Source organism: Brucella pecoris, assembly GCF_006376675.1.
GTDB lineage: Bacteria > Pseudomonadota > Alphaproteobacteria > Rhizobiales > Rhizobiaceae > Brucella > Brucella pecoris.
The window spans coordinates 217932-240611 of the sequence record NZ_VEWK01000002.1 but is presented as its reverse complement, the minus strand read 5'-3'; the positions used below and the strand labels follow the sequence as shown (position 1 = coordinate 240611).

Below are 22680 nucleotides of genomic sequence, written 5' to 3'. Positions count from 1 at the left end.
TGTATGAGGTCGCAATCCTATGCGGCCTCGCTTCTGTCCAATTTCAAGAAACGGCTTTTCCCATGCTCGACATCAAATGGATTCGCGAAAACCCTGAAACCCTCGACAAAGCGCTCGCCAAGCGCGGGGCTCAGTCGCTGTCGTCCGAATTGATGGCGCTGGATGAAAAACGCCGCGAGTATGTCGGCAAGGTTCAGGCTGCCCAGGAGCGTCGCAACGCCGCTTCGAAGGAAATCGGCAAGGCTATGGCTGCAAAGGATGCGGCGACGGCGGACAAGCTGAAGGCGGAAGTTGCCGAGTTGAAGGATTTTCTTGCGCGGGCCGAGGACGAAGAACGTCGCCTGACCAAGGAACTGAACGACGCGCTGTCGACCATCCCCAATATTCCGCTGGAAGACGTACCGCTCGGCAAGGACGAAAGCGACAATGTAGAAGTTCGTCGCATCGGCAACCAGCGCAATTTTTCCTTTCAGCCGAAGGAACATTTCGAGCTGGGCGAAGCGCTCGGCTATATGGATTTCGAGCGTGCCGCAAAGCTTGCGGGTTCGCGTTTTACGGTTTTGAAGGGACCGCTTGCGCGTCTGGAACGGGCGCTCGGTCAGTTTATGCTCGACCTCCACACCATGGAGCACGGTTTTACCGAAACGATGCCGCCGCTGATGGTGCGCGACGAAGCTGTCTACGGCACCGGCCAGCTACCGAAATTCTCGGAAGACCTCTTCCGCACCACGGACGGCCGCTGGCTGATTCCAACCGCCGAAGTTCCGCTGACCAATCTGGTTGCCGATGAAATCGTCGATACCAAATCGCTTCCCCAGCGCTATACGGCACTGACCCCATGTTTCCGTTCGGAAGCAGGCTCTGCCGGTCGCGACACACGCGGGATGCTGCGTCAGCACCAGTTCCTGAAAGTGGAAATGGTGTCGATCACCGATGCCGACAGCTCGATCGAAGAGCATGAACGCATGACTGCCTGTGCCGAAGAAGTGCTGAAGCGCCTCGGTCTGCCGTTCCGTACGGTCGTGCTTTGCACCGGCGATATGGGTTTCGGTGCGCAGAAGACTTACGATATTGAAGTGTGGCTGCCGGGCCAGAACACCTATCGCGAAATTTCAAGCTGCTCGGTCTGTGGTGATTTCCAGGGCCGTCGCATGAATGCCCGTTATCGTCCGGAAGGCGAGAAATCGACCCGTTTCGTCCATACGCTGAACGGCTCGGGGGTCGCGGTCGGTCGCGCCCTGATTGCCGTCATGGAAAATTATCAGGAAGAGGATGGCAGCATTCATATTCCTGAAGCATTGCAGCCATACATGGGCGGCCTCACGCGGATTGAGAAAGCTGCGTGAATCAAAACTACCGATAGCCACAATGAAGGAGTGATGACGTGCGAATTCTGCTGACGAACGATGATGGTATCCACGCTGAAGGCCTCGCAGTTCTGGAGCGGATCGCACGCAAGCTTTCCGACGATGTCTGGGTCGTCGCTCCGGAAACCGATCAGAGTGGCCTCGCGCATTCGCTGACGCTGTCGGAACCGCTCCGTCTTCGCCAGATCGATGATCGCCATTTCGCATTGCGCGGTACGCCGACCGATTGCGTCATTATGGGAGTTCGCCACGTTTTGCCGGGCGCGCCCGATCTCATACTGTCCGGCGTAAACTCCGGCGCGAATATTGCCGATGACGTCACCTATTCAGGGACGGTTGCCGGCGCTATGGAAGGCACGCTGCTCGGTGTGCGATCCATCGCATTGTCGCAGGAATATGACTATGAAGGCGACCGCCGCATCGTGCCGTGGGAAACAGCGGAAACGCATGCGCCTGATCTTATCCGCAAGCTGATGGATGCGGGATGGCCGGAAGGCGTCCTGCTGAACCTCAATTTCCCGAATTGCGGCGCGGATGAAGTCAAGGGAACACGCGTCACGGCTCAGGGTAAACTCAGCCATGACGCCCGCCTCGATGAGCGCCGCGACGGACGCGGCTTCCCGTATTTCTGGCTTCATTTCGGACGCGGCAAGGCTCCGGTAGCAGACGACAGTGACATTGCGGCCATTCGTTCCGATTGCATTTCAGTGACACCATTGCACCTCGATCTGACCGCGCATAAGGTTCGGGCGGAACTGAGCGTAGCACTTGGGGTTGAAGCATGAGGCAGGCGACGTCTGAGCGCCCACGGCTTTCGGACAGAGAAGGATTTGCATCCTTCGTTATGCGAATGCGCGGATATGGAATTGACGATCCGCGTCTTTTTGCAGCCGTTGAAGCGACGCCACGCCAGAGCTTCCTCGCATCATCATGGTCGCATCTTGCCTATAGTTCACGGACTGCGCCGCTTGACTGCGGCGAGTATATGGAAGGCATCGACGACCAGATTCGGGCCATCGCTGCACTCAAGCTGGAGCCCGGTCATCGTGTGCTAGAGATTGGAACCGGCTCCGGATTTACAGCGGCGGTAATGTCTTCGCTCGTCGGACGTGTCACGACCGTCGAGCGCTATCGCAAGCTATGCGATCACGCCCTCCAGCAATTCGTTTCGCTGAAGCGCGAAAACATCATGGTCAAACATGCCGATGGTCGCCATGGAATGCCGGGCGGCCCCTTTGACCGTATTCTGATCTGGCTCGCATTCGAGGACGTGCCACGGCATTTCGTCGATCTTCTGGCAACGCATGGTGTGCTGATAGCTCCAATCGGACCAGGAGATGGCCAGCAGGTCATGACCCGCATAGCCAAGGTTGGCAGCCGATTCGAGCAAGAGGACGTGATGTCGGTCCGCTATCAGCCATTTGTCGAAGGTGTCTCGTCCGTTCTGTGACCGACATGCGTATCGATTCGTCGAAATGAAGGTTATCGGGCTCGCTCCAGCATAGTCGGCGGGGGCGGACTGGCTGCTTTGTGCGCTTATGGTATTTAATTGGTGAATCTTTTTTCGAAGATTTGCCGTTCTTAACCAGAGAGTAACATTAACGCGTTTTAATCACCTTACTGAGTTTCGAGTATGGGCGAGTTGAACATGCGTTTACAAATTTTGCAGCACACGTCTGAACGTCTCCTGCGGAATGTCGCGATCGTTCTGATTGCCGGTTTTGGTGCCGGGTGCAGTGCGGATACGATGCGCTTCACTGATGGTATCAGTACGGGGTCGACGTCCAGTCAGCGTGTCGCACAGCAGCCGACAGGCGATCTTTATGCATCCGCGGCTCCCGTAGCCCCCGCTTCAAGCGGTTCCGTTCAGCGCAATTCATTGCCGCCGGTGACTTCGGCGCCGATGGCAGCGCCTGTCGCAGCAGCACGGCAGTCGGTACAGGCCCCGGTCGCAGCGGCATCCATTCAGAATCAGGTTGGGCAGGTGCAGGACATGGCAGCAAACCGTGTGAACAACACGGTCAACGCTGCTGAAACCAAAGTCGCCAGCGCGGCAACATCTACGCGTAACACCGTGAATGGTGCGCAGGAAAAGGTTCTCGGACAGCTTCCGGCGAACCCAACCATGCCACGACCAACGGACAACAATATCGCAGTCGTACCGCAGGCACCTGCCGTCAACGGCAAGAAGCCTTCGGCAAACGATATGGCTGCTGCGGGCGCAAATGCAACGACGCCGCCAGCGCCGAACGGTACATACACGGTGAAGAGCGGCGATTCGCTGTTCTCTATCGCGCAGAAGCATAACGTTCCTGTCGAACAGTTGAAGAAGGCAAACGGGCTGTCGAATGGTGCTATCCGTGTCGGACAGGCGCTCGTCATTCCTTCTGCCGCGGCAGGCAATGCAACGCAGGTTGCAGCGGTTTCGCAGCCACCGGAAAACCCGGCCAAGGCAGCGGCTGCGCCGACCGCCAATGCCGATGTGAAGCCTTATACGCCGCCGCAAGCGAGCAACAAGGTGATCGAAGATGCCGAAAAGGATCAGGCGGCTGCGCCTTCTTCAACCGGCATTTCGCAGATGCGTTGGCCGGTGCGTGGCCGTATTCTCGCAAGCTTCGGCCAGCGTGAAGGTACATCGGTCAGCGACGGTATCGACATTATGGTTCCAGAAGGAACATCGGTTAAGGCTGCTGAAAATGGCGTCGTCATCTATGCCGGTGATGGTCTGAAGGAATTCGGCCAGACGGTTCTGATCCGCCACGACAATGGCCTCGTCACCGTTTACGGCCACAACAGCCAGATACTGGTTCAGCGTGGACAGAAGGTTCGTCGCGGCGAAGAAGTTGCAAAATCAGGCATGAGCGGCAACGCGAAATCTCCGAAGCTGCATTTCGAAGTGCGCAAGAATTCGGCTCCGGTCAATCCTAACAAGTATCTGGAATCCTGATCGAAAAGCGATCCGATAAAGAAAAAAGGCGGGCCCAAAGCCCGCCTTTCCTTTTATGGTTGCTTTCGTCTTTTTACATTGCAATCCCGAGGCGACCTGCGAGATCCTGGATATATTGCCATGCAACGCGCCCTGAACGGTTTCCGCGTGTTGTGGACCACTCCAATGCTTCCGCATGCATTTTAGCTGGATCGTAAGCCAGCTTAAAATAGGCCGCGTAGCCGTCGACCATGGCAAGATAATCGTCCTGGCTGCATTTGTGGAAACCGAGCCAGAGGCCGAAACGGTCCGAAAGCGATACTTTTTCCTCGATGGCTTCCGAGGGATTGATCGCTGTCGAACGCTCGTTGTCGATCATGTCGCGCGGCATCAGATGGCGGCGGTTCGAGGTCGCATAGAAGATCACATTGCCCGGTCGGCCTTCAACGCCGCCTTCAAGTGCGGCCTTGAGCGATTTATAGGACGTATCGTCGTGATCGAAGGAAAGATCGTCACAGAACAGAATGAACCGATAGTCCGTATCCTTGATGAGATTCATCAATGTCGGAAGACTATCGATATCCTCTCGGTGAATCTCGATCAGCTTGAGCGGGTTGCGATCCGGCATTTCTGCGTTCACGCTTGCCTGTGTAGCCTTGACGAGCGAGGATTTTCCCATGCCGCGCGCTCCCCAGAGCAGCACATTGTTTGCTGGAAATCCTTTTGCGAAACGCCGGGTATTGTCCACGAGCTGGTCACGTACCAAATCTACGCCACGGATCAGTGCGATATCCACGCGGTTCACGCGGCTGACCGGATCTAGAGTCAGGCGTTCGGGAGCCCAGACGAAACAGTCTGTGGCATCAAGATCGGGTGTTTTAGCTTCCGGCGGCGCGATGCGTTCCAGAGCGGCGATCAAACGGTCCAGTTTCTGGCTGAGTATGTCTTCGGTCGTCATTTCATGCCCCTGATGATAGGGGTAACGGCTTAACATGTCACAGCGGAGGCGAAAAGTGTGCGACCTTGGCGCAGGTGGCGTCATCGCCGGTTGCATTTGGCGCGCCAACCATTGTAATGCCCTTAATAATTTGTCTTTGAGACTTCAGAGGAGTTCCTAATGTTCGTAACACCGGCTTTCGCTCAAGCACCTGGCGGCGGCGCTTTTGGCCCAGACATGCTGATGAGCATTCTGCCGTTCATCCTGATTTTCGTGATCATGTACTTCCTTATCATCCGCCCGCAGCGGACTCAGATGAAGAAGCGCCAGGAAATGCTGACACAGGTTCGTCGCGGCGATACCGTCGTCACTGGCGGCGGCATTGTTGGCAAGGTTCAGAAGGTTGTTGATGACAACGAACTTGAAGTCGAAATCGCTGAAGGCGTTCGCATCCGCGTCATGCGCAGCACGCTGATGGATGTTCGCGTCAAGGGCGAGCCTGTCGCCGACAACAAGAACAAGTAATTCTTTTCACGACACTTCAGGTCCCGGTAAGATTTCAATAACCGGGGCCTGCGCATTATTCGGTAAGCGCTACATAAGTTTTGCGTGCTACGACGCCGGAGAGCGGTTCGCAATAAGTGAACTCCGGTATGCTCTATCCAAGCTGATACGGAATTGCTGCTCTATGCTCTATTTTTCACGCTGGAAATCTGCCCTGATCTGGCTTGCGGTTCTCGTGAGTTTTGTCATCGCATCCCCTAACTTTTTCTCGCGTGAAACGCTGGCAAAGCTACCAAATTTTCTGCCGAAGCAGCAGATCGCCCTTGGGCTTGATCTCTCCGGGGGCTCGCGACTGGTCCTGCAAGTGCAGAATGCCGGACGCGGGGAACTCGAACGCACTGCCAATATCATGCGGCAGCGTCTCGAAGAGCTTGGTTATGGCAAGCCAGTTGTGGAAGAGGAAAACCGCAATCAGATTCGGGTCGAAGTTCCCGGTGTTTATGACGCGCAGCTTCTGAAAGACATTCTGAGCGTCCGCGGCGATTTCTCTTTCCGTGCTGTCGATGGCACCATGTCACCGGATGATGCCATTCGTGGCACGCCACCGGCAGACAGTGAAATCATCTATTCCTATGACGATCCGCCCGTTGGCTATCTCGTCAAAAAGCAGCCGATCCTGACTGGCACCAATGTGACGGATGCCAAGGCGACACTTGCGGACGATGATACCGAACCTGTCATTACGCTGACTTTGGACGATGCAGGTCGCAAGAACCTTGCCGAAGCAACATCGCATCTGGTCGGTGGAAGCTTTGCTATCGTCGTCGATAACCAGATCGTTTCCGCACCTGCCGTCGATGAGAAGCTCGATACGAATGAGCTGCAGATTTCAGGCGCCTTCGATCTTCAGGCGGCCAACAATATGGCGGTTGTGCTGCGTTCCGGCGCGCTGCCGCAGAATGTTACGGTCCTGGAAGAGCGCACGATCGCATCTGCATTGGGCGAAGACTATGCCAGCGCCGCCGCACTGGCAGCGCTGCTTGCTGCACTGCTGGTCGGCCTGTTCATGGTCTTGTCCTACGGTATCCTCGGTGTGATCGCCATGATCGCACTGGCCGTCAATATCATCATCCTGACGGCGATACTGTCGCTGATCGGCGCTTCGATCAGTCTCGCCAGTATTGCCGGTCTGGTGCTGACCATAGGTCTGGCAGTTGACGCTCACATCCTGATTTACGAACGTGTGCGCGAAGATCGTCGCAAAGGCTATTCCGTGGTTCAGGCTATGGAATCCGGCTTCTATCGCGCTCTCTCGACCATTATCGACGCGAACCTCACCACACTTATTGCAGCGCTCGTTCTATTCCTGCTCGGTTCGGGAACGGTTCACGGCTTCGCGCTGACGGTGGCGGTGGGTATCGGTACGACGCTCTTCACGACGCTCACCTTCACCCGCTTGGTGATCGCGCAATGGGTGCGCACAGCGAAGCCAAAGGAAGTGCCGAAGCGCCGTTTGAAGCTGGTTCCGACTGTGACGCACATCCCGTTCATGCGTCTGCAGTTCGTGACACTGGGCATCTCTGTGCTGGCCTGCGCCATCGTAGTCGCACTGTTCGTCAATATTGGCTTCAATTACGGCATTGATTTCCGTGGCGGCTCAATGGTCGAATTGCAGGCCCGCAGTGGCGACGCCAATCTTGAAGACATTACCGAGCGGCTTGCCGAGCTCAATATCGATAGCGCGCGTGTTTTGCCGGCAAAGTCACCACGCTCCGCTCTTGTCATTATCGGCAGTCAGGAAGTCGGCGACGATGCCGAACAAACCGTCGCCGTGAAGCTGCGCGGTGAATTCGAGCAGGATTACTCATTCCAGCGGGTCGAAGTGGTTGGACCGACGGTTTCGGAACAGCTTTCGCGCGCCGGTGTTCTGGCAGTCATTCTGTCGCTGATTGGTATCTTCGTCTACGTATGGGTCCGGTTCCGCTGGCAGCTCGCGCTTGGTGCGGTGCTTTCGACCTTGCACGACGTTATCATCCTTGCGGGCATGTTCATTGTATTTCGCATGGAGTTCAATCTGTGGAGCGTTGCGGCAATCCTGACGATCATCGGCTATTCACTCAACGACACGGTCGTGATTTACGACCGTGTGCGCGAAAATCTTCGAGTTTACAAAAGCGCGCCGCTGCCAGCCATCATTGATGCGTCTATCAACCAGACACTGTCGCGTACCTTGCTGACGTCCTTTGTGACCTTTCTCGCGCATATCCCGCTTTATGCTTTCGGGGGCGCAGATATCCGCAGTTTCGCGTTGGCGCTGAGCGTCGGTATTATCGTTGCGAGTTATTCGTCGATCTTCATCGCCGCTCCATTGCTGGTTCAGTTCGGACTCAAGCCGCGCGGATCAGAACAAGCAGGCGATTCCATGGATGATGAACTGGCGCAATCGCTGAATTTGGAAAGCTGAGAATGGCTAAAGGGATAGAGATACGCGAGGCCCATTTTCCGGGCCGTGCTCCTATCGATGCCTATGGCGATGGAGGCTTCCGCTTTGCCGAGATGTCGCATCGCGGGTCCATACTTTGCCTACCTTCTGGAATTCACGGCTGGAAACCCGCAACACCGCCAGTCCTGGCCAAAGCTGATCTGGAAATGATCCTAGAGCAGGCATCTGACATTGAAATTCTGCTGGTGGGGACAGGCATGGATTTGCGCCGTATCCCTGAAGATGTGCGCGCCATCCTGCGCGAACACCGTATTTCTTCCGATCCCATGAGCACGGGTGCAGCCGTCCGAACGTATAATGTGCTTCTGGCCGAAGATCGCGCGGTTGCGGCGGCTCTGATTGCTGTAGACTGACACTATGAACGAGAATGAGGCACATTGCCTGGCATTGCTTCGCGAAGCTGACCGGGATCGCTATCTTTCAGTGCTTTATGCACCGGAAGAATGTCGCGGCGGTCTGGCTGCATTATACGCATTCAATGCAGAGATTGCGCGTATCCGTGATCTGGTTCACGAACCGCTACCCGGAGAAGTTCGGCTGCAATGGTGGCGCGATCTCATTAACGGCGAGGCGAGGGGCAGTGCCGAAGCGCATCCCGTTGCCGCAGCGCTGATCAGCACCATTGAAAAATATGAGCTGCCGCGAGCCGCCTTCGATAATTACTGCGAAGCGCGCATTTTCGATCTCTATGACGATCCCATGCCCAGCCGCAATGATCTGGAGGGCTATTGCGGTGAAACCGCATCGGCTATCATCCAGTTAGCTGGCTTTGTACTTGATAGAGATGCTGCTCAGGCACAGACAGAAATTACCGGTCATGCCGGTGTGGCGCAGGCAGTGACCGGTTTACTCCGTCTTATGCCCATTCATCGGCGACGCGGGCAGCTTTATGTTCCCGCTGATATGTTGCAGGCCGTCGGCGTGACTCGCGAGACCTTGATTGCTGGCGAAGACAAGGCGGCTGTTGAGCGCGTCGTCAGCATCATGCTGGCTTTCGCGCGTGAACATCTGGCGATTTTCGAGAAGAACATGTCGCAGTTGCCGAAGAGCCTCGCTCCGGCGTTTCTGCCTTTGGCGCTTGCTCCAGCCTATCTGCGAGCAATCGAGCGCCTGGGCGCGCAGGTTGCGGAAAAGGTGGCGGACATTTCTGCCATCCGAAAGCAATGGCTCATGTTCAGAGCCAACTTCTGAGCAGCCAGAGCCGATGGGCTTCAATTCAATCGAACGAAGCCTATAGCGATATCACTCAGCTAGTCCTAGCCCCAACCCTAGCCACTGACGACAATCAGCCAGAGCACGTGCGGAAAGCGCCTGTTTCTTGGCAACAGTCTTTTCCTTGCCACGCAGACGCTTGCCTTCCGGCTTTGGAACATCGACGGGCGGGAACAGACCGAAATTCACATTCATCGGCTGGAACGAACGTTTGCCCGGCTCGTCGTCGGCAACAATGTGTCCACCCGTAATATGGCCAAGCAGGGCGCCGAATGCGGTTGTTCCCGGAGGTGGCGTCAGTGTTTGCCCCAGCTTTTCTGCTGCGGTGAAACGACCTGCCAGCAATCCGATTGCAGACGATTCAACATAGCCTTCACAGCCTGTCACCTGACCGGCAAAGCGCAATGTTTCGCGTGATTTCAAGCGAAGGGTAGCATCAAGCAGCACTGGCGAATTCAGATAGGTATTGCGATGAAGGCCACCGAGACGGGCGAATTCCGCATTTTCCAGACCTGGAATCATCTTGAAGATGCCGGTCTGGGAGCCGTATTTCAGCTTTGTCTGGAAGCCAACCATGTTGTAAAGCGTGCCGAGAGCATTATCCTGACGGAGCTGCACAACGGCATATGCCTTCACGGTCGGATTGTGAGCATTGGTGAGACCCATCGGCTTCATCGGTCCGTGACGCAAGGTTTCCGGTCCGCGTTCGGCCATCACCTCGATCGGCAGGCAGCCGTCGAAATAGGGTGTGCCTTCCCATTCCTTGAAGTCGGTCTTGTCGCCTTCGACCAATGCGGCCACAAAGGCTTCATACTGCTCCTTGTCCATAGGGCAGTTGATATAGTCTTTCCCAGTGCCGCCCGGACCAACCTTGTCATAGCGCGACTGGAACCAGCAAACATCCATATTGATCGAATCAAAATGGATGATCGGTGCGATGGCATCAAAGAAGGCCAGAGCATCTGCACCGGTTTGCGCTTGAATGGCCTCCGCCAGTGAAGGCGCGGTCAGAGGCCCGGTGGCAACGATGCTCGTTCCCCATTCCTCCGGCGGCAGGCCGGTGACTTCTTCCCGAACGATGGTTATCAGCGGATGGGCTTCGAGCTTTGCGGTCACAGCCTGTGAAAAGCCTTCGCGGTCGACAGCCAGTGCGCCGCCAGCAGGAACCTGATGGGCGTCGGCGCAAGCCATGATGAGAGAACCGGCAAGGCGCATCTCGGCATGAAGAACGCCGACGGCATTGGTCTCGGCGTCGTCCGAGCGGAAAGAGTTGGAGCAGACAAGTTCGGCCAGATTCTCCGTCTTATGGGCATCGGTGCCGCGCACAGGGCGCATCTCGTGCAATATGACGGGCACACCAGCCTGCGCGAGCTGCCATGCAGCTTCAGAACCGGCAAGGCCGCCGCCGACGACGTGAACGGGAGAAAGATCGGATGTGTTTGACATGGGCCATTCCCTTATCGCCTTTGTTGAACGCCTTCAATGGAGAAGGCTCGCTAAGGACGGGAATCGTGCCGCAAAAAGAAATGGCATCCGTCGCGGGAGGAGGAGCGACGGATGCCATTATGGTAAGACCGGTATCGGGAGGAGGAGAACCGGCCTTGTTATCGCAAAGCCTGGGAGGAGGATGGCTCTGCGATGAACCAAGTCTGGTGGGAGGAGGATCCAGACTTGGAGAAACCCCTATCGGGAGAAACTGCGAGGCTCGTTAAATTAGCGAGCCCTGGTCTTTAACGGGTCTTGGTCTGGCGAGCCACGAACGGAATGTCCGCGCGGGAGATGCCAAGATCATTCAGCTCACGGGTGGAGAGCTGGCTGAGTTCATTGACGGTGTCGCGGTAACGGCGCCAGTTGTTGTAAGAGCGGATAAGGTTCATCGTGCTATTCCTTCATCGTTGAGGAACTGGAGTTCTGTTCAATTCATCTCGTTTGTTGTCCATGATATAAGCTATTGTTTTCGCAGGTTGCAGACCCGAGTTTGCATAGCTGCTCTGCGGGTTCTGCACGACACGTTAAATCGATTAGACTGGCAGGGCACAAAATTGCCGCAAAGCGATTTGATCCAACCCTTTGCCGACAGCGTGGTTTCCTATATGTTCTCAACCGCTTACAGTTGCGACAGCACAACTGACAGACTGACCAGGAGCTAATTTGTCACTTTCCATTTCTGTTGAACGCCTGATCGAGAGATGGCAGCGAGACGGTCTGATCGATGTAGAAACAGCATCGAAGCTGAATGCCGATCTTGAAAAACGTGCTTCGGTCTTCAGCCTCGGTTCCGTTCTGGCCACGCTTGGCGGGTTGCTTCTTGGTGCAGCCGTTATCATGCTGGTTGCTGCCAACTGGCAGGAAATGCCGCGCCTTATGCGTATCGGCCTCATATTCGTTCTTATATGGGCGAGCTATCTTGGCGGCGCCTGGCGGCAGTCTCGTGGTGACAAGATGTTCCCCGCTGTACTCTATATTGTAGGGGCCGCATCGTTCGGGGCAGGGCTGGCGCTCGTGGGGCAAATGTATCATTTGTCCGGCGAGATCCATTCCGCCGCAATCTACTGGTCTGTCGGCGTCCTGATTTCAGCCTTTCTTTTGCGGGCGCCGGTATTGGCGGCTTTCGGTGCGGGCGTCGCCTGTTTCTATCTTTCGACCTATGTATTCGATGGCTCGTCCTACGATGATATGACCTATCGCTGGGTCGGCCCGCTGCTTCTGCTCTTTGGCGCTATGGCAGCCCTTTTCACGCGCTCGCGGCATGCGGCTCATCTATGGGCCATGTTCTCCATCGGCTGGGCTTTGCTCGTCTATGCCGAGCATGAGAGCAATACGGTATTGGTGCTTATGCTGCTTGCGGGAATCGGCCTGATACTGGCTGACGGTTTTGCCCATGCGACGCTGGAGAGACTGACCCGCTTCGCTCATCCGCTCGCGGCATACGGCCTGGCTCTCGCGCTGCTGTCACTCGTTACACTTCAGCTCAACCAGATGTTCTCCTATTCCGGCGTTACCGCAAGTCTGGATCGGGACATAGTATATAGCATCTTCATATTGGCGCTTTCGGTCGGAGCCATTGCGATTGGTGGTCGGAACAACGGCGGATTGCGTTCGATAGCCTATGCCGCTTTCTCGATCGAAGTCCTCTATCTGGCCTTTCAGACGGTCGGTACGATGATCGGAACGTCAGGATTCTTCCTGACTGCGGGCATCCTCGTGCTGCTGCTGGCTGCTTTTGTGCGACGTATGGAGAACCGTTTCGGACGGAAAAGCAGCGTGGAGGTTCACCCATGACCATTCGGTTCAAATGGCTTTATGTCGGGGCAACCATCACTGCATTGCTGCAAACAGGTATTCTTTATGCAGGTATCGAAAAACGCGCCTCTGTCTTGCGTTCAGGCACGGAAGTGACGCTTCAGACGGAACCGTTCGATCCGCGCGACCTGATGCGCGGCGATTATGTTGTTCTGGGTTACGAGATTTCCAGCCTGTCACGAAAAGACATTCAGGGCGTGCGTCCTGCCGCTTCGAGGACTGTTTATGTGGCGGTGAAACCCGATTCGAACGGAATAGCACGCTTTTCTCGCGCCTCATTCCACTCGTTTTCGGAGCTTGCGTCTGGTGAGGTGCAGATTCGCGGCGAAGCCGTCTATTCCATCTCGGATGATCCGCAATCGAATATCCGTCTCAATTTCGGTATTGAGCGATATTATGTGCCCGAGGGGCAGGGACGCGCGATAGAAGACAGTCAGCGGGAGCGGCGGATCACCGCCGTGGTCGCTGTTGATCCGAACGGAGGCCCCGTCATCAAAGCGCTGCAGGAAGACGGACGGCAGCTCTATCAGGAGCCGCTTTATTGATCCTACAATCACGCACTGTTTCAAAGGGGTTGGCTGATGCGGCAGGATCGCTATATAGAGACGGGAAGGGTAGTCGGAGCGAGCGTGGTAATTCTCTGCCGGGAAGGCGGCTTTTTTCCTTTGAACCGGGAAAATTGGATGATATAGAGACGCGCGCTTTCGAGGGCAGTTCAAGATCTGAGACGAATTCGGTGCGTTCTAAAGAATGCGCTTCGGTTCAGAAGCGGATATGGCGAAATTGGTAGACGCACCAGATTTAGGTTCTGGCGGGAGACCGTGGGGGTTCGAGTCCCTCTATCCGCACCACAATTTACCCTCTTTCAAATCACTAACCAATTGAAATAAAACGAAAAACAGCCAAAGTGCAATTTGGCGGTTTACATTTTTGCGCCAAACTGTGATACATATTGTGCTACAAACTGGGTTTTTAAGCTCATTTTTTTGGTGCGATATGGTGGGTTGATGGGGCGTAATTCATCCAAAAGAGATGCCGACAGGTTCCTGTTTCTGAGGTCCGGAAAATACTATTACCGCCGTCGTGTGCCGGACAATCTCGCCCCCCGCGATGAGCGTGCGCCAACGATTCGTGTCAGTCTGAAAACAGATGATCTCGCTCTCGCCCGCGCCAAGCGGGATTTGATGGAAGAGGCGGACAATATCCTTTGGGCCTCCATGGTGCTCGATGAACCCCGTGATCCGGCTCGCTCTCGATATGAAGCGTCGATGAAGCGCGTCGAGGCTCTCGGACTTACCTACCGATCTGCTCAAACGATGAGCGCACAATCATCACTTGATGAAATCGTCACGCGCCTGGAACGCGTTGCCAGTGAGCGGTTGCCGCAAGAGCTGGCGCAAGGCGTTGCCGGTGGTATTCCCGTTCCTGATGTGACTGTCAGCAATGCATTCGAGATCTATTGCGATGAGATCGTGCCGGATGAGTTGGTGAACAAGAGTGCTGTTCAAAAGGCGCAATGGAAAAAGGTGAAGCTGCGGGCCGTGAACAATTTTATCGCTCTCGTCGAGGGCGATAAGGCGATGACCGACATAACGCGTGATGACGCTATGAAGTTATATCGTCACTGGTTGTCCAGGATCGCGCCCAAAGAGGGGAAATCCACTCACTCGGCTTCGTCTGGCAATCGCGACATCGGCAACATGCGGGTGCTTTACGACGCCTATTTCACCTATATCGGCGAGGAAGGCAGGGCGAACCCGTTCGCACGTCTCAACTTCTCTACAAGAAAAAAGCGTTCCCGCCCGCCGTTCCCTCGTGAGTGGCTTACCGGAACGATTATGAAACCGGGAAATCTGGCGACCTTGAATGAGGAAGCGCGGGGGATCGTGCTGGCGCTAATCGAAACAGGCGCGCGACCAAGTGAGTTGGCAAACCTGACTGCGTCATCGATCCGGCTTTCGCATAAGGTGCCGCATATTGCCATCGAGCCGCGTGACGATCCTGATGATCCGCGCGAGATCAAAACAACTTCATCTGAGCGCATTGTGCCGTTGGTCGGCGTAGCACTCGCTGTGTTCCGCAAGCACAAGCAAGGATTCCCGCGTTACCGAAACCGCGAGAATGATCTGTCCGCTACGCTAAACAAATATTTTAAGGAAAATAGCCTCTTCCCGACGCCTCAGCATAAGATCTACTCCTTTCGTCATTCTTTTGAGGATCGAATGAAAGAGGCGAACCTGGATGATGAACTGCGACGGTTGTTGATGGGGCACACAATCGAGCGTCCCCGGTATGGCATGGGCGGATCGTTAGAATGGCGGCAGAGTGAGCTCAAGAAAATCGCCCTGCCGTTTAGTCCGACTATCGTTTAAATGACGCCCAGCTCTTCCAGTAGGCACATGACGAACGGTGTTACTGTTGCTGGATCCGTGATTTCCATCACAAAGTCACCTTCATCGCCCTCGGTTGTATCTTCAATAGGGCAGCGGCGCAGCGCATAATCGATAGCGTTGCGAATGTCGACATCACTTGGCTTGTTCATAACAGTGCCCCTCCATTTTTCTGACGGCGTTCCCGGCACACTGCAACCATTGCCAACTTCCTGTTACCGATCTCCACTCGCTTTGGGTCGCCGGTCGCGATTAGGAGCTTCGCAGTATATTCGAGTGGCCCGAAGCGGTCGGTTTCGAGGGCTCCGAGCTTTATTGCTAGCGCGCGCTTGGATTTCGCTATGTCAAAGTGAACCCACGATGCGTTCCGATGTTTGCCGAACGAAAGTGTTGGATGGCCTTGTATCCATTTCCGTTGCACGCCGATCTTGTCTGCCATCGTGAGCAACTCTTCATCCGTGTCAGCCCACATATGGCACATGAGCATGTTGCCGAACGCTGCGGCCATATCATCGACATAGACGCTCATGGCTGCACCTCAATCTGATCGATATTGCGATTGATGGCGTGGTAGGTATAAGCGATTATCCACGGGTTCGCGTCCCATGAACGCTTTCCGTTTATGTGCTCCCAGAGCATCCGGAAGCTATCGCGCGCAGAAGTGCAATGTTGAGCAGGAACCTCCCGACCATCTTGAATCGTGGTCATGGATGTGGATATTCCGTAGGGAAACCAGCCGCCGTGTAGCGGTTCAACACCTTCCGCAACCGCGTCAGCTTCGCTGATATATTGCAAGCGTTGGACCCGAACGTCGGTGACGATTAGGGTCAGGCGCGAAGCCCAACGCGGCATGTGGATGGACGGCTTTTTAATCCAGACGGCATAGGGATCAGGGGCGGCAAATGCTCCGGAACCGGGGCGTAAGCCGTTAGGTCCATAATGCTTGTTAGCGCAATTGGGCGGGTTGCCGTCTGCGGCGTAATGGATCGGATCCGAATGGCGGTAGGCGAGCGGTGCAGGCGGTACTTCGTCGCCACCCGGCGTCGTCCCATAGCTGTAACGTGTCGCAATCCACCAAGCCTCGCGTACCCAGAGGCGGTCGCCAATAGCATTAGTTTTTGGCCAGCGATAAGGATGATCATTCTCGTCGTAGGCGCTGACAATTCCGTTTTCGACAAACGCTGGCGGTTCATCGCACCATGCGTCCAGCACGCGGCGTGTCTGCGTTTTGCGCTCGTCAAGATTGGCGCGAACCATCGGCGCGCTGAAAAGGATAGGGCGATCCATTATTGTACCCCTCCCTGCGTTTCCGGGAATGTCGTCGTCAGCCATTCTGGCAAATCGCGCTGTGGGTCTTTCGGAAGGCTCATTGGCATCATCACGCCTACGAAATCGGGGTAGTCATGCATCCGGAGGATTATAGGTCCGTGCCCGGTTGTGCTGTTGGTTGTTTGCAGCGCGTAGAAATGGATGCCGTTCTGGCGGTTCTCGGTAACCGTGTTGTGCATGCGCTCAAACAGCCCGATCACTCCGGGATTAATGCCGATGATGTCTTCTTCGCGAGCGGGCAATTCCATTGCTTGGGTCAGCGGCGCACGCCAGCTTACGCTACGGCCCGGTTCTGCCTTGTAGTCAATGCCGACTTCGAGCGAGCCGACAGCCCCGGTTCTTTGGTATAGGCAAGGATAGAATTCATCGTCCTCAGCCATCCAGTCCGGATGGCGCATTTTTGTGCCAACAAACATGCCTGCCGAGTGCATGACGACATCGCCAGCTTGCGACCACTCTGGAAGTCTGGGCGAGTATTGCTGCCCGCAATAACTCATCGGGATTGCGGCATGAGGCTTGCAGTGTTCAAAAGCGGCCTCTGGAACAAGTGCGCTCATTGCCGTTGTGCAGTATCCGCTTGGATCACGAAAAACGGCCATTGCAGTGCGCGATATGGCGACGATGATACATCCACCCAGATCGCACGGCTCAATGATGAGGTTGCACCCGAAATAGCTTTCATCGTTTTGCTGGCTCGCCAGTATCGGCTGTATCATCCAGAGAATCTCTGCGCGAAAGTGTGCATAAAGGTGTTTGCTGTCGTCGGTCATGGCTGGACTTCCGGCGCGATATACTCGGCGTTTCGTGTGCTGGTGAAACACCACGGCTCAAAATGGAGGTTATGCTTGATCTGCCATGCATCGCAGGCAGCTTTCAGCATTACGACGAGATCTTTTTCTTCCTCTGCTGATACATCGAAAATGTTGTCGTCGCTGTCTGGGTTGCGCAAATCATACGCTCGTTCCTCCGCTTCCTCGATTGCACAGTTCGCGCCGATGTAGTCTCTCAGGCGAACCTCACCCTTGACAGCCTCGATAACGTGAATGCCGACATCATCGCCGAAATTATCGTGAGCCTCATCGATAGCGTTCCCACGCGTGTCGCACGGCCCTACGGCATAATATTCGTCATTAGATCCTGCGTACCATTTCCAATTTTTCTCTGTCATCGCTGCTATCCCATTAAGGAGAAACTTGAGTTCTGGTCTGTAAGCGGTTGATTGCCTTGGCTACTACGTCCTCAGCGTCTCGCAATTTCTCCAGCTCGGATTCCAGGCGCTTCCACAGTGGGACCATAAGGACGGCTTCGCCCTTCGGTGCCCCGGCCATGATCCGCGCGAGGATGTCGAGCGCATTTTCTACGCGCTCGGCAGTCATTGGAGGTTTTTTGCGAGATCGGGCCATTACTCGGTCTCGACTGGTTGGCCGTTCTGGAGGATGTAAAACGTATCTGGCTTAATATCGTTCTGACCGGCGACGCCTGCCCATACCGCGATGATTTCCATCTGGTCGTTACGTTCGACGAGGAACAGCGCACAGCCTTCCTTGCCGCGTACCTTGCCCTGATAACCCGTTGCGGTGGCAGCGCTCCAGCGTCCCGATGCGGTGGCAGCGCTCCAGTCTCCCGATGCGGTGGCAGCGCTCTGGATCCCCGATGCGGTGGCAGCGCTCCAGCTCCCCGTTGCGGTGGCAGCGCTCCAGCGTCCCGATGCGGTGGCAGCGCTCCAGTATCCTGTTGCAGTGGCAGCGCTCCGGTATCCTGTTGCAGTGGCAGCGCTCCGGTCTCCCGATGCGGTGGCAGCGCTCCGGTCTCCCGTTGCGGTGGCAGCGCTCTGGTATCCTGTTGCGGTGGCAGCGCTCCAGTCTCCCGATGCGGTGGCAGCGCTCTGGTCTCCCGATGCGGTGGCAGCGCTCCAGTATCCTGTTGCAGTGGCAGCGCTCCAGCGTCCCGTTGCGGTGGCAGCGCTCCGGTCTCCCGATGCGGTGGCAGCGCTCCAGTGTCCTGATACAGTTGCAATCGCTCGGTCGCCTTGAACTTCTATTAGCTCGCGTTCGCCAGATGCGTGATGACCATCAATGCGTTTGGCCCGGTCGACGATGTAGCGCACTGCGGCTGCGATCAATTCCGGGATTTTCAACTCGGCTTTGATGGTGATTTCGGCTGCTGCGATTTTGGTGTCTTTACCTTCCTTGCTAGTGTCGCCGGAAAGCTCGACCTCTCCATAACGGCTGCTCGCTGGAGGATGATATCCAAAGACATCAAGAGGGTATTCGCAGGCATGAAAGCCGCTTTCACAAGCGACAACGCCGCCTTGATGCTGGAAGCTCTTACTCAGCTCAAACTGGTATCCTCGGCAGCGCAGCTCGGCGTCAAAGCCTTTGTATGCAACAATCTTAGTCATGCGGATCCAAGCCCCTCTCGCGGGTGATTTTGAATTGATGAATCAATCGGTTTGCCGCTAATCGCGGCATTGCCTCGCGCCTCTCCGGCACGGTTACTGTGGTTATGAGCGATGCGACCGCTGCCAGCAGGCCCTCGGTCAAGCCGTCCAAGGCGTCCTCGGCAGACGCTCCGGAGGTGCGGATCTCGCGCCACTGGTTGAAGATCGTATCGAGAACGGCATCACGGGTTTCGTCCGCTATGGCCTGCCGTTCTTCCTGATCTGACCAACGGGCCATAAAATTCGGTCGATCAGCCGAAAATTCGCGATGCCAGAATGCCTGCGCAGGCGACGCACGCAATCAGAGTAGACAGAACGATCATGTAATTCAGGTCGCTGTCTTCGGTCTGGTATGCCGTCGGCAAGTGAAAGCCGCCTGTCTCGGTTTTAAACTCGTGATTATCCTGCATGGTTACGCATCCTTACCGGTGAGAATGGGCATCGGGTTCTCGCTCGGCTCGAAAAATCGGCACGACAACGCGCGATGCGGGATGGCTCGCTTTGCTTTGTTGAGGATGGGCTTGAGGCAGTAGGCGTCTTTCGGTTCGCCCGGAAACAGCATGTGTTTCTTGCCATTCCGCTTGGGGGGGGGGGCAAACTTTTCGACATAGTTGCCGTGTTCGTCCTTGACCGATTTCGTCTTTCCCCAGTGCTTGCACTGGCGGCAGGTTGTCCCTTCCGGTCCCGTTCCGGCGATATGCGCCTGTCCGAGATATGTATTCCGAATGGGGCAATCGAAATCCGCTGCCGTCAAATGTGGGCTGATACTGAAATGCGCTGCCATGCCACCCTCCGCGATCTGGAAGGATCGGCGCTACTTAGATGTAGCGTTCGATCCTTCGGATTGAGCGGCGACGGGCGAGGGCGGTAGCGCGTGCGCCATAACGCTCGACAACGTCCTTGCTAAATCCGTAGCTTTCCAATGTTTCTGGGGTGACGTTCTGGCCGGAAAAGGCCATTTCCAGCATTGTGTCGGCAAGCTTGCCGATGATGCTTTGGGTGTAGAGAGGTGCTGGCTTGGCAATTGGTGCGGTTTGGTACTGGATCATGGTTTCCATCCTTTCGACGTCTGAGCTGGTTCAGATCGGATGGCAAAAATAAAGCACCGCTTTCAACTAAATGCAAGCAATACTTTAAAAATATGAAAGTTAGAATCGATTCGACAAGGCGGAAAAAAGAATCAATAGTGAGAACAAAATTAGAACAGGGTGGTTTGTGGAATGTCTTGTGTGCAGGAGCCAACCGTAGGATCTACGTCGGTAATTGAGATCGAGTGTGCAGATTGCGGGCGTATCAGATGGCGTAAGCCTCACGATTTGTATCGTGTTGGCATAGGTCCCAAAACGACGATTCGTCAGTTGGGACTAAAGTTATTTTGTGCTGGTTGCCGGGATGAAGGGTTGCCTGGGCGCAACATTAGTCTGAACCCAACTTACGTCAGTTCAAATGCTCGAATTTATGCAGAAGCTTATGCAATCAATAGCCGAGAAGCTCGCGCGTAGGTATCACGCGCCACATATTCTTGATGGCGTATGGATCGAAGACAAGTTCTTTTGCAGGGTTGTACTGCTTACAGACAATTTCGGTTTTCGAGCGTTTCACTAGTCTTTTGATGTATGCTTTGCCGACGGTTTCGCCTTGCTCTGGAAACATTTCGATGACTACATCGTCTCCAGAAACGGCGTCACGTCCGCCGCAATATAGCAGTTCTCCAGGTTCATACCGGGGAACCATGCTGTCGCTAAGAACATGAAGTGCAAATACTTTTCTAAGGTGCGCGATCCCCGCTGGGCGACGTGCGTATCCAGAGACTTCTCCATTAAGAGTGAAGTCACCGTCGTCGCCGCCGACTGCGACGCCAAGGATCTCGACATCAAGTGGGCCGGTGTCAATGTGGCCAGCATCCGAGATTATTTCAGCATCGGACACCGGCTGCGTCTCGGATAAGAATTTCACATCGCCTTTGCTAAGGGCGATGGGGTCAATCTCAAGATAGCTCGCCACGGCCTGCAAGTTTTCCATCGACATAACATTTGCGCCGCGTTCCCAGTTGCCCACGGCACCTGTGCTCACGCCCGCAGCCTGTGCGATGTCGCGCATGACAAGGCCGCGCTGCTTTCTAGCAGTCCGCAAAGCCGTTCCGATTTTCAGAGCGAGTTGTGTCTCATCCATAATGGGATGTGACTCAATGTGGATAATTTCGTCCATTTAAGAATTCCTTGCATTTAAATGAAAGCTATGCTTTAAAAATCAGCATGGCTGACAAAAACGAAATGCATCAGGCCCTAGAGGCCGCTAAAGAACGGGCAGAAGGTGCCAGCTCATTGGCACGTGCGCTTCGCATTACGCCTCAAGCGGTAAACCAGTGGTTTGTCGTGCCGCCGGAGCGCGTTTTGGAAGTAGAGCGCCTGACGGGTATCTCCCGTCACTTTCTACGCCCTGATGTTTTTGGCCCGCCTCTCGAATCGCCCGCATGTTCCTCTGCGGGTGGTGCTGGAGCGTCCTTGCCGCCCTCGGACGCTCCAGCTTCTTTGTCGCAGGATAGAGCAGCGGTAGCTCAGTTGGTTCATACCCAACAGGTCGCGGGTTCGAATCCCGCTCCTGCAACCAGTTTCCAATCGCCCGACTTCTCCGGCTCGGGTGATGAGGGGGGTGCAGCATTTCATACTTCTGCTGTGCTCCCCGACGTTTCGAAATCGCCTGATAACCTCCCATCGGGCGTAACAGCCGGGGCGCGCCGTAAGGACGACGCCGGACGCGCCCCGGCATCCTCTGTTCTGGGGAGTGCGGTGTAATGACTTCATCGGTCGTTTCCTCAGCCTGTGGGCCGCCTGGTTAATCTGATTTCTCAGTCGTACCGGCTGGGCTGACCAACTTCATCGAATCCTTTGACGAACTTTTTTCCTTGAAATTTTCAGGGGTGTTTCCGTGCGCACAATTTCCGAGCAAGAACAGCGTTCCCTCAAGTCTGCTACCGATGGCGCATACATGCTGTCGGGCGGCATTTCCTGCATCGTGCCCTTTACCCGTGTCGGCGTGTCGACGCTTTCCAAGTACGCATCGTTCGGCGTGGAACATGCCGACAGCTTCATGCCGATTGATGTCGCGGTCGAGGTCGACCGGCGAGCGCAAACGCCGACGATCATAAAGGCTGCAGCCGGATTGCTCGGATATGAGCTTGTTCCGGCAGCATCAGGGGCAATGAAAGCGCTCGACAATGCGCCTCTCACGGAAATGGATGCGCACCGCGTCATGTCCGAGACGATGGATGTTTCAAAATCCATCGTTACGGCGCTGGAAGATGGACGCATTGACGCCGGTGAGAAGCGGGAAATCACCAAGGAAGTGCGGGAGGCGATCCGGGCGCTGGAGGACGTGTTGCGTCGTCTGGAGGCGGGAAAATGACTGCTGTTTCCGCGCTCGTCGAACAATGGATTGCGTCGCACGGTGGGCCTCGTCGCTTCGAATGCGGTGTCAGATCCGGTTTTGATGCCACGCAATATGAACTGCTTGGGTTTGGCGTTGAGGTTCGGCGCAAGGGCAATCGTTTTGCCGTCAAGCGGGTCGATGGACGCTGGCAGGTCATGGGCTGGGAAAAGCTGGCCGAGCTGCGCGACGATTTTCGCCAGTTGCACGGCAGGGAGCCGCTTCGCCGGATCGGCCCATGATCGCCCGTTTCCAGCCGCGCGAGGTCGCGCTGATCGTTTGTGCCGCGTTGGTTGCTGAGTCACCAGTCGCGGCTTTTCTCATCTTCTTTCTGTTTCTTGCG

At 55.6% G+C, this 22680-nt stretch carries 27 protein-coding genes, 2 tRNA genes and 1 pseudogene; 16 read left to right on the top strand and 14 right to left on the bottom strand.

Features of this window, described 5'->3' with window-relative positions; all coding sequences use genetic code 11:
• Positions 1-62: 62 nt before the first annotated feature.
• The 4 genes from serS (at position 63) to FIB18_RS04455 (ending at position 4314) form a co-directional block, all read left to right on the top strand.
• Positions 63-1346, top strand: a complete 1284-nt coding sequence (gene serS / locus FIB18_RS04470) for a serine--tRNA ligase (RefSeq protein ID WP_140019620.1) — start codon at positions 63-65, stop codon at positions 1344-1346.
• A 38-nt stretch (positions 1347-1384) separates the two neighbouring features.
• Positions 1385-2152 carry a 5'/3'-nucleotidase SurE gene (surE, locus tag FIB18_RS04465; protein ID WP_140019619.1) on the top strand — a complete coding sequence of 256 codons (768 nt, stop codon included), beginning with the start codon at positions 1385-1387 and terminating at the stop codon, positions 2150-2152.
• Entirely contained in the window at positions 2149-2817 is a 669-nt protein-coding gene (locus FIB18_RS04460) for a protein-L-isoaspartate(D-aspartate) O-methyltransferase (RefSeq protein WP_140019618.1), read from the top strand. Before surE ends, FIB18_RS04460 begins: the two co-directional genes overlap by 4 nt.
• A gap of 183 nt (positions 2818-3000) precedes the next feature.
• Complete coding sequence (locus tag FIB18_RS04455; RefSeq protein WP_140019617.1) at positions 3001-4314, top strand: M23 family metallopeptidase; 1314 nt, start codon at positions 3001-3003, stop codon at positions 4312-4314.
• A gap of 73 nt (positions 4315-4387) precedes the next feature.
• On the opposite strand, the gene FIB18_RS04450 is transcribed toward FIB18_RS04455, so the two are convergent.
• The gene (locus FIB18_RS04450; RefSeq protein WP_140019616.1) at positions 4388-5251 is read right to left on the bottom strand and encodes an ATP-binding protein; all 864 of its coding nucleotides are present in this window, start codon (positions 5249-5251) and stop codon (positions 4388-4390) included.
• Between the two features lie 159 nt (positions 5252-5410).
• Here FIB18_RS04450 and yajC point away from each other — a divergent pair, with 159 nt between their 5' ends.
• The 4 genes from yajC (at position 5411) to FIB18_RS04430 (ending at position 9428) form a co-directional block, all read left to right on the top strand.
• A complete protein-coding gene (gene yajC, locus FIB18_RS04445) occupies positions 5411-5755 on the top strand; it encodes a preprotein translocase subunit YajC (protein WP_105541707.1) in 345 nt (114 codons plus the stop codon).
• Between the two features lie 163 nt (positions 5756-5918).
• The gene (gene secDF, locus FIB18_RS04440) at positions 5919-8198 is read left to right on the top strand and encodes a protein translocase subunit SecDF (protein WP_235894832.1); all 2280 of its coding nucleotides are present in this window, start codon (positions 5919-5921) and stop codon (positions 8196-8198) included.
• 2 nt (positions 8199-8200) lie between these two features.
• Entirely contained in the window at positions 8201-8590 is a 390-nt protein-coding gene (locus FIB18_RS04435; protein WP_105541709.1) for an Mth938-like domain-containing protein, read from the top strand.
• A gap of 4 nt (positions 8591-8594) precedes the next feature.
• Positions 8595-9428: a phytoene/squalene synthase family protein gene (locus tag FIB18_RS04430; protein WP_140019615.1), complete on the top strand. Its 834-nt coding sequence runs from the start codon at positions 8595-8597 to the stop codon at positions 9426-9428.
• Positions 9429-9479: 51 nt separating this feature from the next.
• On the opposite strand, the gene trmFO is transcribed toward FIB18_RS04430, so the two are convergent.
• Both trmFO and FIB18_RS04415 read right to left on the bottom strand, forming a co-directional pair.
• Positions 9480-10895, bottom strand: a complete 1416-nt coding sequence (trmFO, locus tag FIB18_RS04425; protein WP_140019614.1) for a methylenetetrahydrofolate--tRNA-(uracil(54)-C(5))-methyltransferase (FADH(2)-oxidizing) TrmFO — start codon at positions 10893-10895, stop codon at positions 9480-9482.
• Between the two features lie 284 nt (positions 10896-11179).
• A complete protein-coding gene (locus FIB18_RS04415) occupies positions 11180-11326 on the bottom strand; it encodes a DUF1127 domain-containing protein (RefSeq protein ID WP_104757279.1) in 147 nt (48 codons plus the stop codon).
• Between the two features lie 274 nt (positions 11327-11600).
• Here FIB18_RS04415 and FIB18_RS04410 point away from each other — a divergent pair, with 274 nt between their 5' ends.
• The 4 genes from FIB18_RS04410 (at position 11601) to FIB18_RS04390 (ending at position 15124) form a co-directional block, all read left to right on the top strand.
• On the top strand, positions 11601-12731 hold the full coding sequence (locus tag FIB18_RS04410) for a DUF2157 domain-containing protein (RefSeq protein ID WP_140019613.1): 1131 nt from the start codon (positions 11601-11603) through the stop codon (positions 12729-12731).
• Positions 12728-13297: a GDYXXLXY domain-containing protein gene (locus FIB18_RS04405; RefSeq protein ID WP_140019612.1), complete on the top strand. Its 570-nt coding sequence runs from the start codon at positions 12728-12730 to the stop codon at positions 13295-13297. Before FIB18_RS04410 ends, FIB18_RS04405 begins: the two co-directional genes overlap by 4 nt.
• A 223-nt stretch (positions 13298-13520) precedes the next feature.
• Positions 13521-13603: transfer RNA gene (locus tag FIB18_RS04395), tRNA-Leu, on the top strand.
• 156 nt (positions 13604-13759) lie between these two features.
• The gene (locus tag FIB18_RS04390) at positions 13760-15124 is read left to right on the top strand and encodes a DUF6538 domain-containing protein (RefSeq protein WP_140019936.1); all 1365 of its coding nucleotides are present in this window, start codon (positions 13760-13762) and stop codon (positions 15122-15124) included.
• Here FIB18_RS04390 and FIB18_RS24780 read toward each other — a convergent pair.
• From FIB18_RS24780 to FIB18_RS04340, 11 genes are all read right to left on the bottom strand, one after another.
• On the bottom strand, positions 15121-15294 hold the full coding sequence (locus FIB18_RS24780) for a hypothetical protein (protein WP_158295695.1): 174 nt from the start codon (positions 15292-15294) through the stop codon (positions 15121-15123). The genes FIB18_RS04390 and FIB18_RS24780 overlap by 4 nt on opposite strands.
• Positions 15291-15671: a DUF4031 domain-containing protein gene (locus FIB18_RS04385; protein WP_140019610.1), complete on the bottom strand. Its 381-nt coding sequence runs from the start codon at positions 15669-15671 to the stop codon at positions 15291-15293. The genes FIB18_RS24780 and FIB18_RS04385 overlap by 4 nt, the downstream gene beginning before the upstream one ends.
• Positions 15668-16429: a hypothetical protein gene (locus FIB18_RS04380; RefSeq protein ID WP_236013101.1), complete on the bottom strand. Its 762-nt coding sequence runs from the start codon at positions 16427-16429 to the stop codon at positions 15668-15670. The genes FIB18_RS04385 and FIB18_RS04380 overlap by 4 nt, the downstream gene beginning before the upstream one ends.
• The gene (locus tag FIB18_RS04375; RefSeq protein WP_140019608.1) at positions 16429-17241 is read right to left on the bottom strand and encodes a hypothetical protein; all 813 of its coding nucleotides are present in this window, start codon (positions 17239-17241) and stop codon (positions 16429-16431) included. The genes FIB18_RS04380 and FIB18_RS04375 overlap by 1 nt, the downstream gene beginning before the upstream one ends.
• Positions 17238-17639 (bottom strand): hypothetical protein, encoded by a 402-nt coding sequence (locus FIB18_RS04370; protein WP_140019607.1) that lies wholly within the window; start codon positions 17637-17639, stop codon positions 17238-17240. The genes FIB18_RS04375 and FIB18_RS04370 overlap by 4 nt, the downstream gene beginning before the upstream one ends.
• 234 nt (positions 17640-17873) lie before the next feature.
• Positions 17874-18872, bottom strand: a complete 999-nt coding sequence (locus tag FIB18_RS04360; protein WP_140019605.1) for a DUF7666 domain-containing protein — start codon at positions 18870-18872, stop codon at positions 17874-17876.
• Positions 18865-19149 carry a hypothetical protein gene (locus tag FIB18_RS04355; protein ID WP_140019604.1) on the bottom strand — a complete coding sequence of 95 codons (285 nt, stop codon included), beginning with the start codon at positions 19147-19149 and terminating at the stop codon, positions 18865-18867. Before FIB18_RS04355 ends, FIB18_RS04360 begins: the two co-directional genes overlap by 8 nt.
• 13 nt (positions 19150-19162) lie before the next feature.
• Positions 19163-19321, bottom strand: a complete 159-nt coding sequence (locus tag FIB18_RS24775) for a hypothetical protein (RefSeq protein ID WP_158295694.1) — start codon at positions 19319-19321, stop codon at positions 19163-19165.
• A 2-nt stretch (positions 19322-19323) separates the two neighbouring features.
• Entirely contained in the window at positions 19324-19695 is a 372-nt protein-coding gene (locus tag FIB18_RS04350; protein ID WP_140019603.1) for a hypothetical protein, read from the bottom strand.
• A gap of 34 nt (positions 19696-19729) precedes the next feature.
• The gene (locus FIB18_RS04345; RefSeq protein ID WP_140019602.1) at positions 19730-19960 is read right to left on the bottom strand and encodes a hypothetical protein; all 231 of its coding nucleotides are present in this window, start codon (positions 19958-19960) and stop codon (positions 19730-19732) included.
• Positions 19961-20387: 427 nt separating this feature from the next.
• Positions 20388-21083 carry an XRE family transcriptional regulator gene (locus FIB18_RS04340; RefSeq protein WP_168436611.1) on the bottom strand — a complete coding sequence of 232 codons (696 nt, stop codon included), beginning with the start codon at positions 21081-21083 and terminating at the stop codon, positions 20388-20390.
• An 83-nt stretch (positions 21084-21166) separates the two neighbouring features.
• Between FIB18_RS04340 and FIB18_RS04335 the strand changes: the two are divergent.
• The 4 genes and pseudogenes from FIB18_RS04335 to FIB18_RS04320 form a co-directional block, all read left to right on the top strand.
• Positions 21167-21355: pseudogene (locus FIB18_RS04335) on the top strand (Cro/CI family transcriptional regulator); the annotation flags it as partial.
• Between the two features lie 91 nt (positions 21356-21446).
• A tRNA-Met gene (locus FIB18_RS04330) sits at positions 21447-21521 on the top strand.
• A gap of 318 nt (positions 21522-21839) precedes the next feature.
• A complete protein-coding gene (locus FIB18_RS04325; protein ID WP_140019600.1) occupies positions 21840-22316 on the top strand; it encodes a phage regulatory CII family protein in 477 nt (158 codons plus the stop codon).
• Positions 22313-22579: a hypothetical protein gene (locus FIB18_RS04320; protein WP_140019599.1), complete on the top strand. Its 267-nt coding sequence runs from the start codon at positions 22313-22315 to the stop codon at positions 22577-22579. Before FIB18_RS04325 ends, FIB18_RS04320 begins: the two co-directional genes overlap by 4 nt.
• Positions 22580-22680 lie beyond the last annotated feature (101 nt).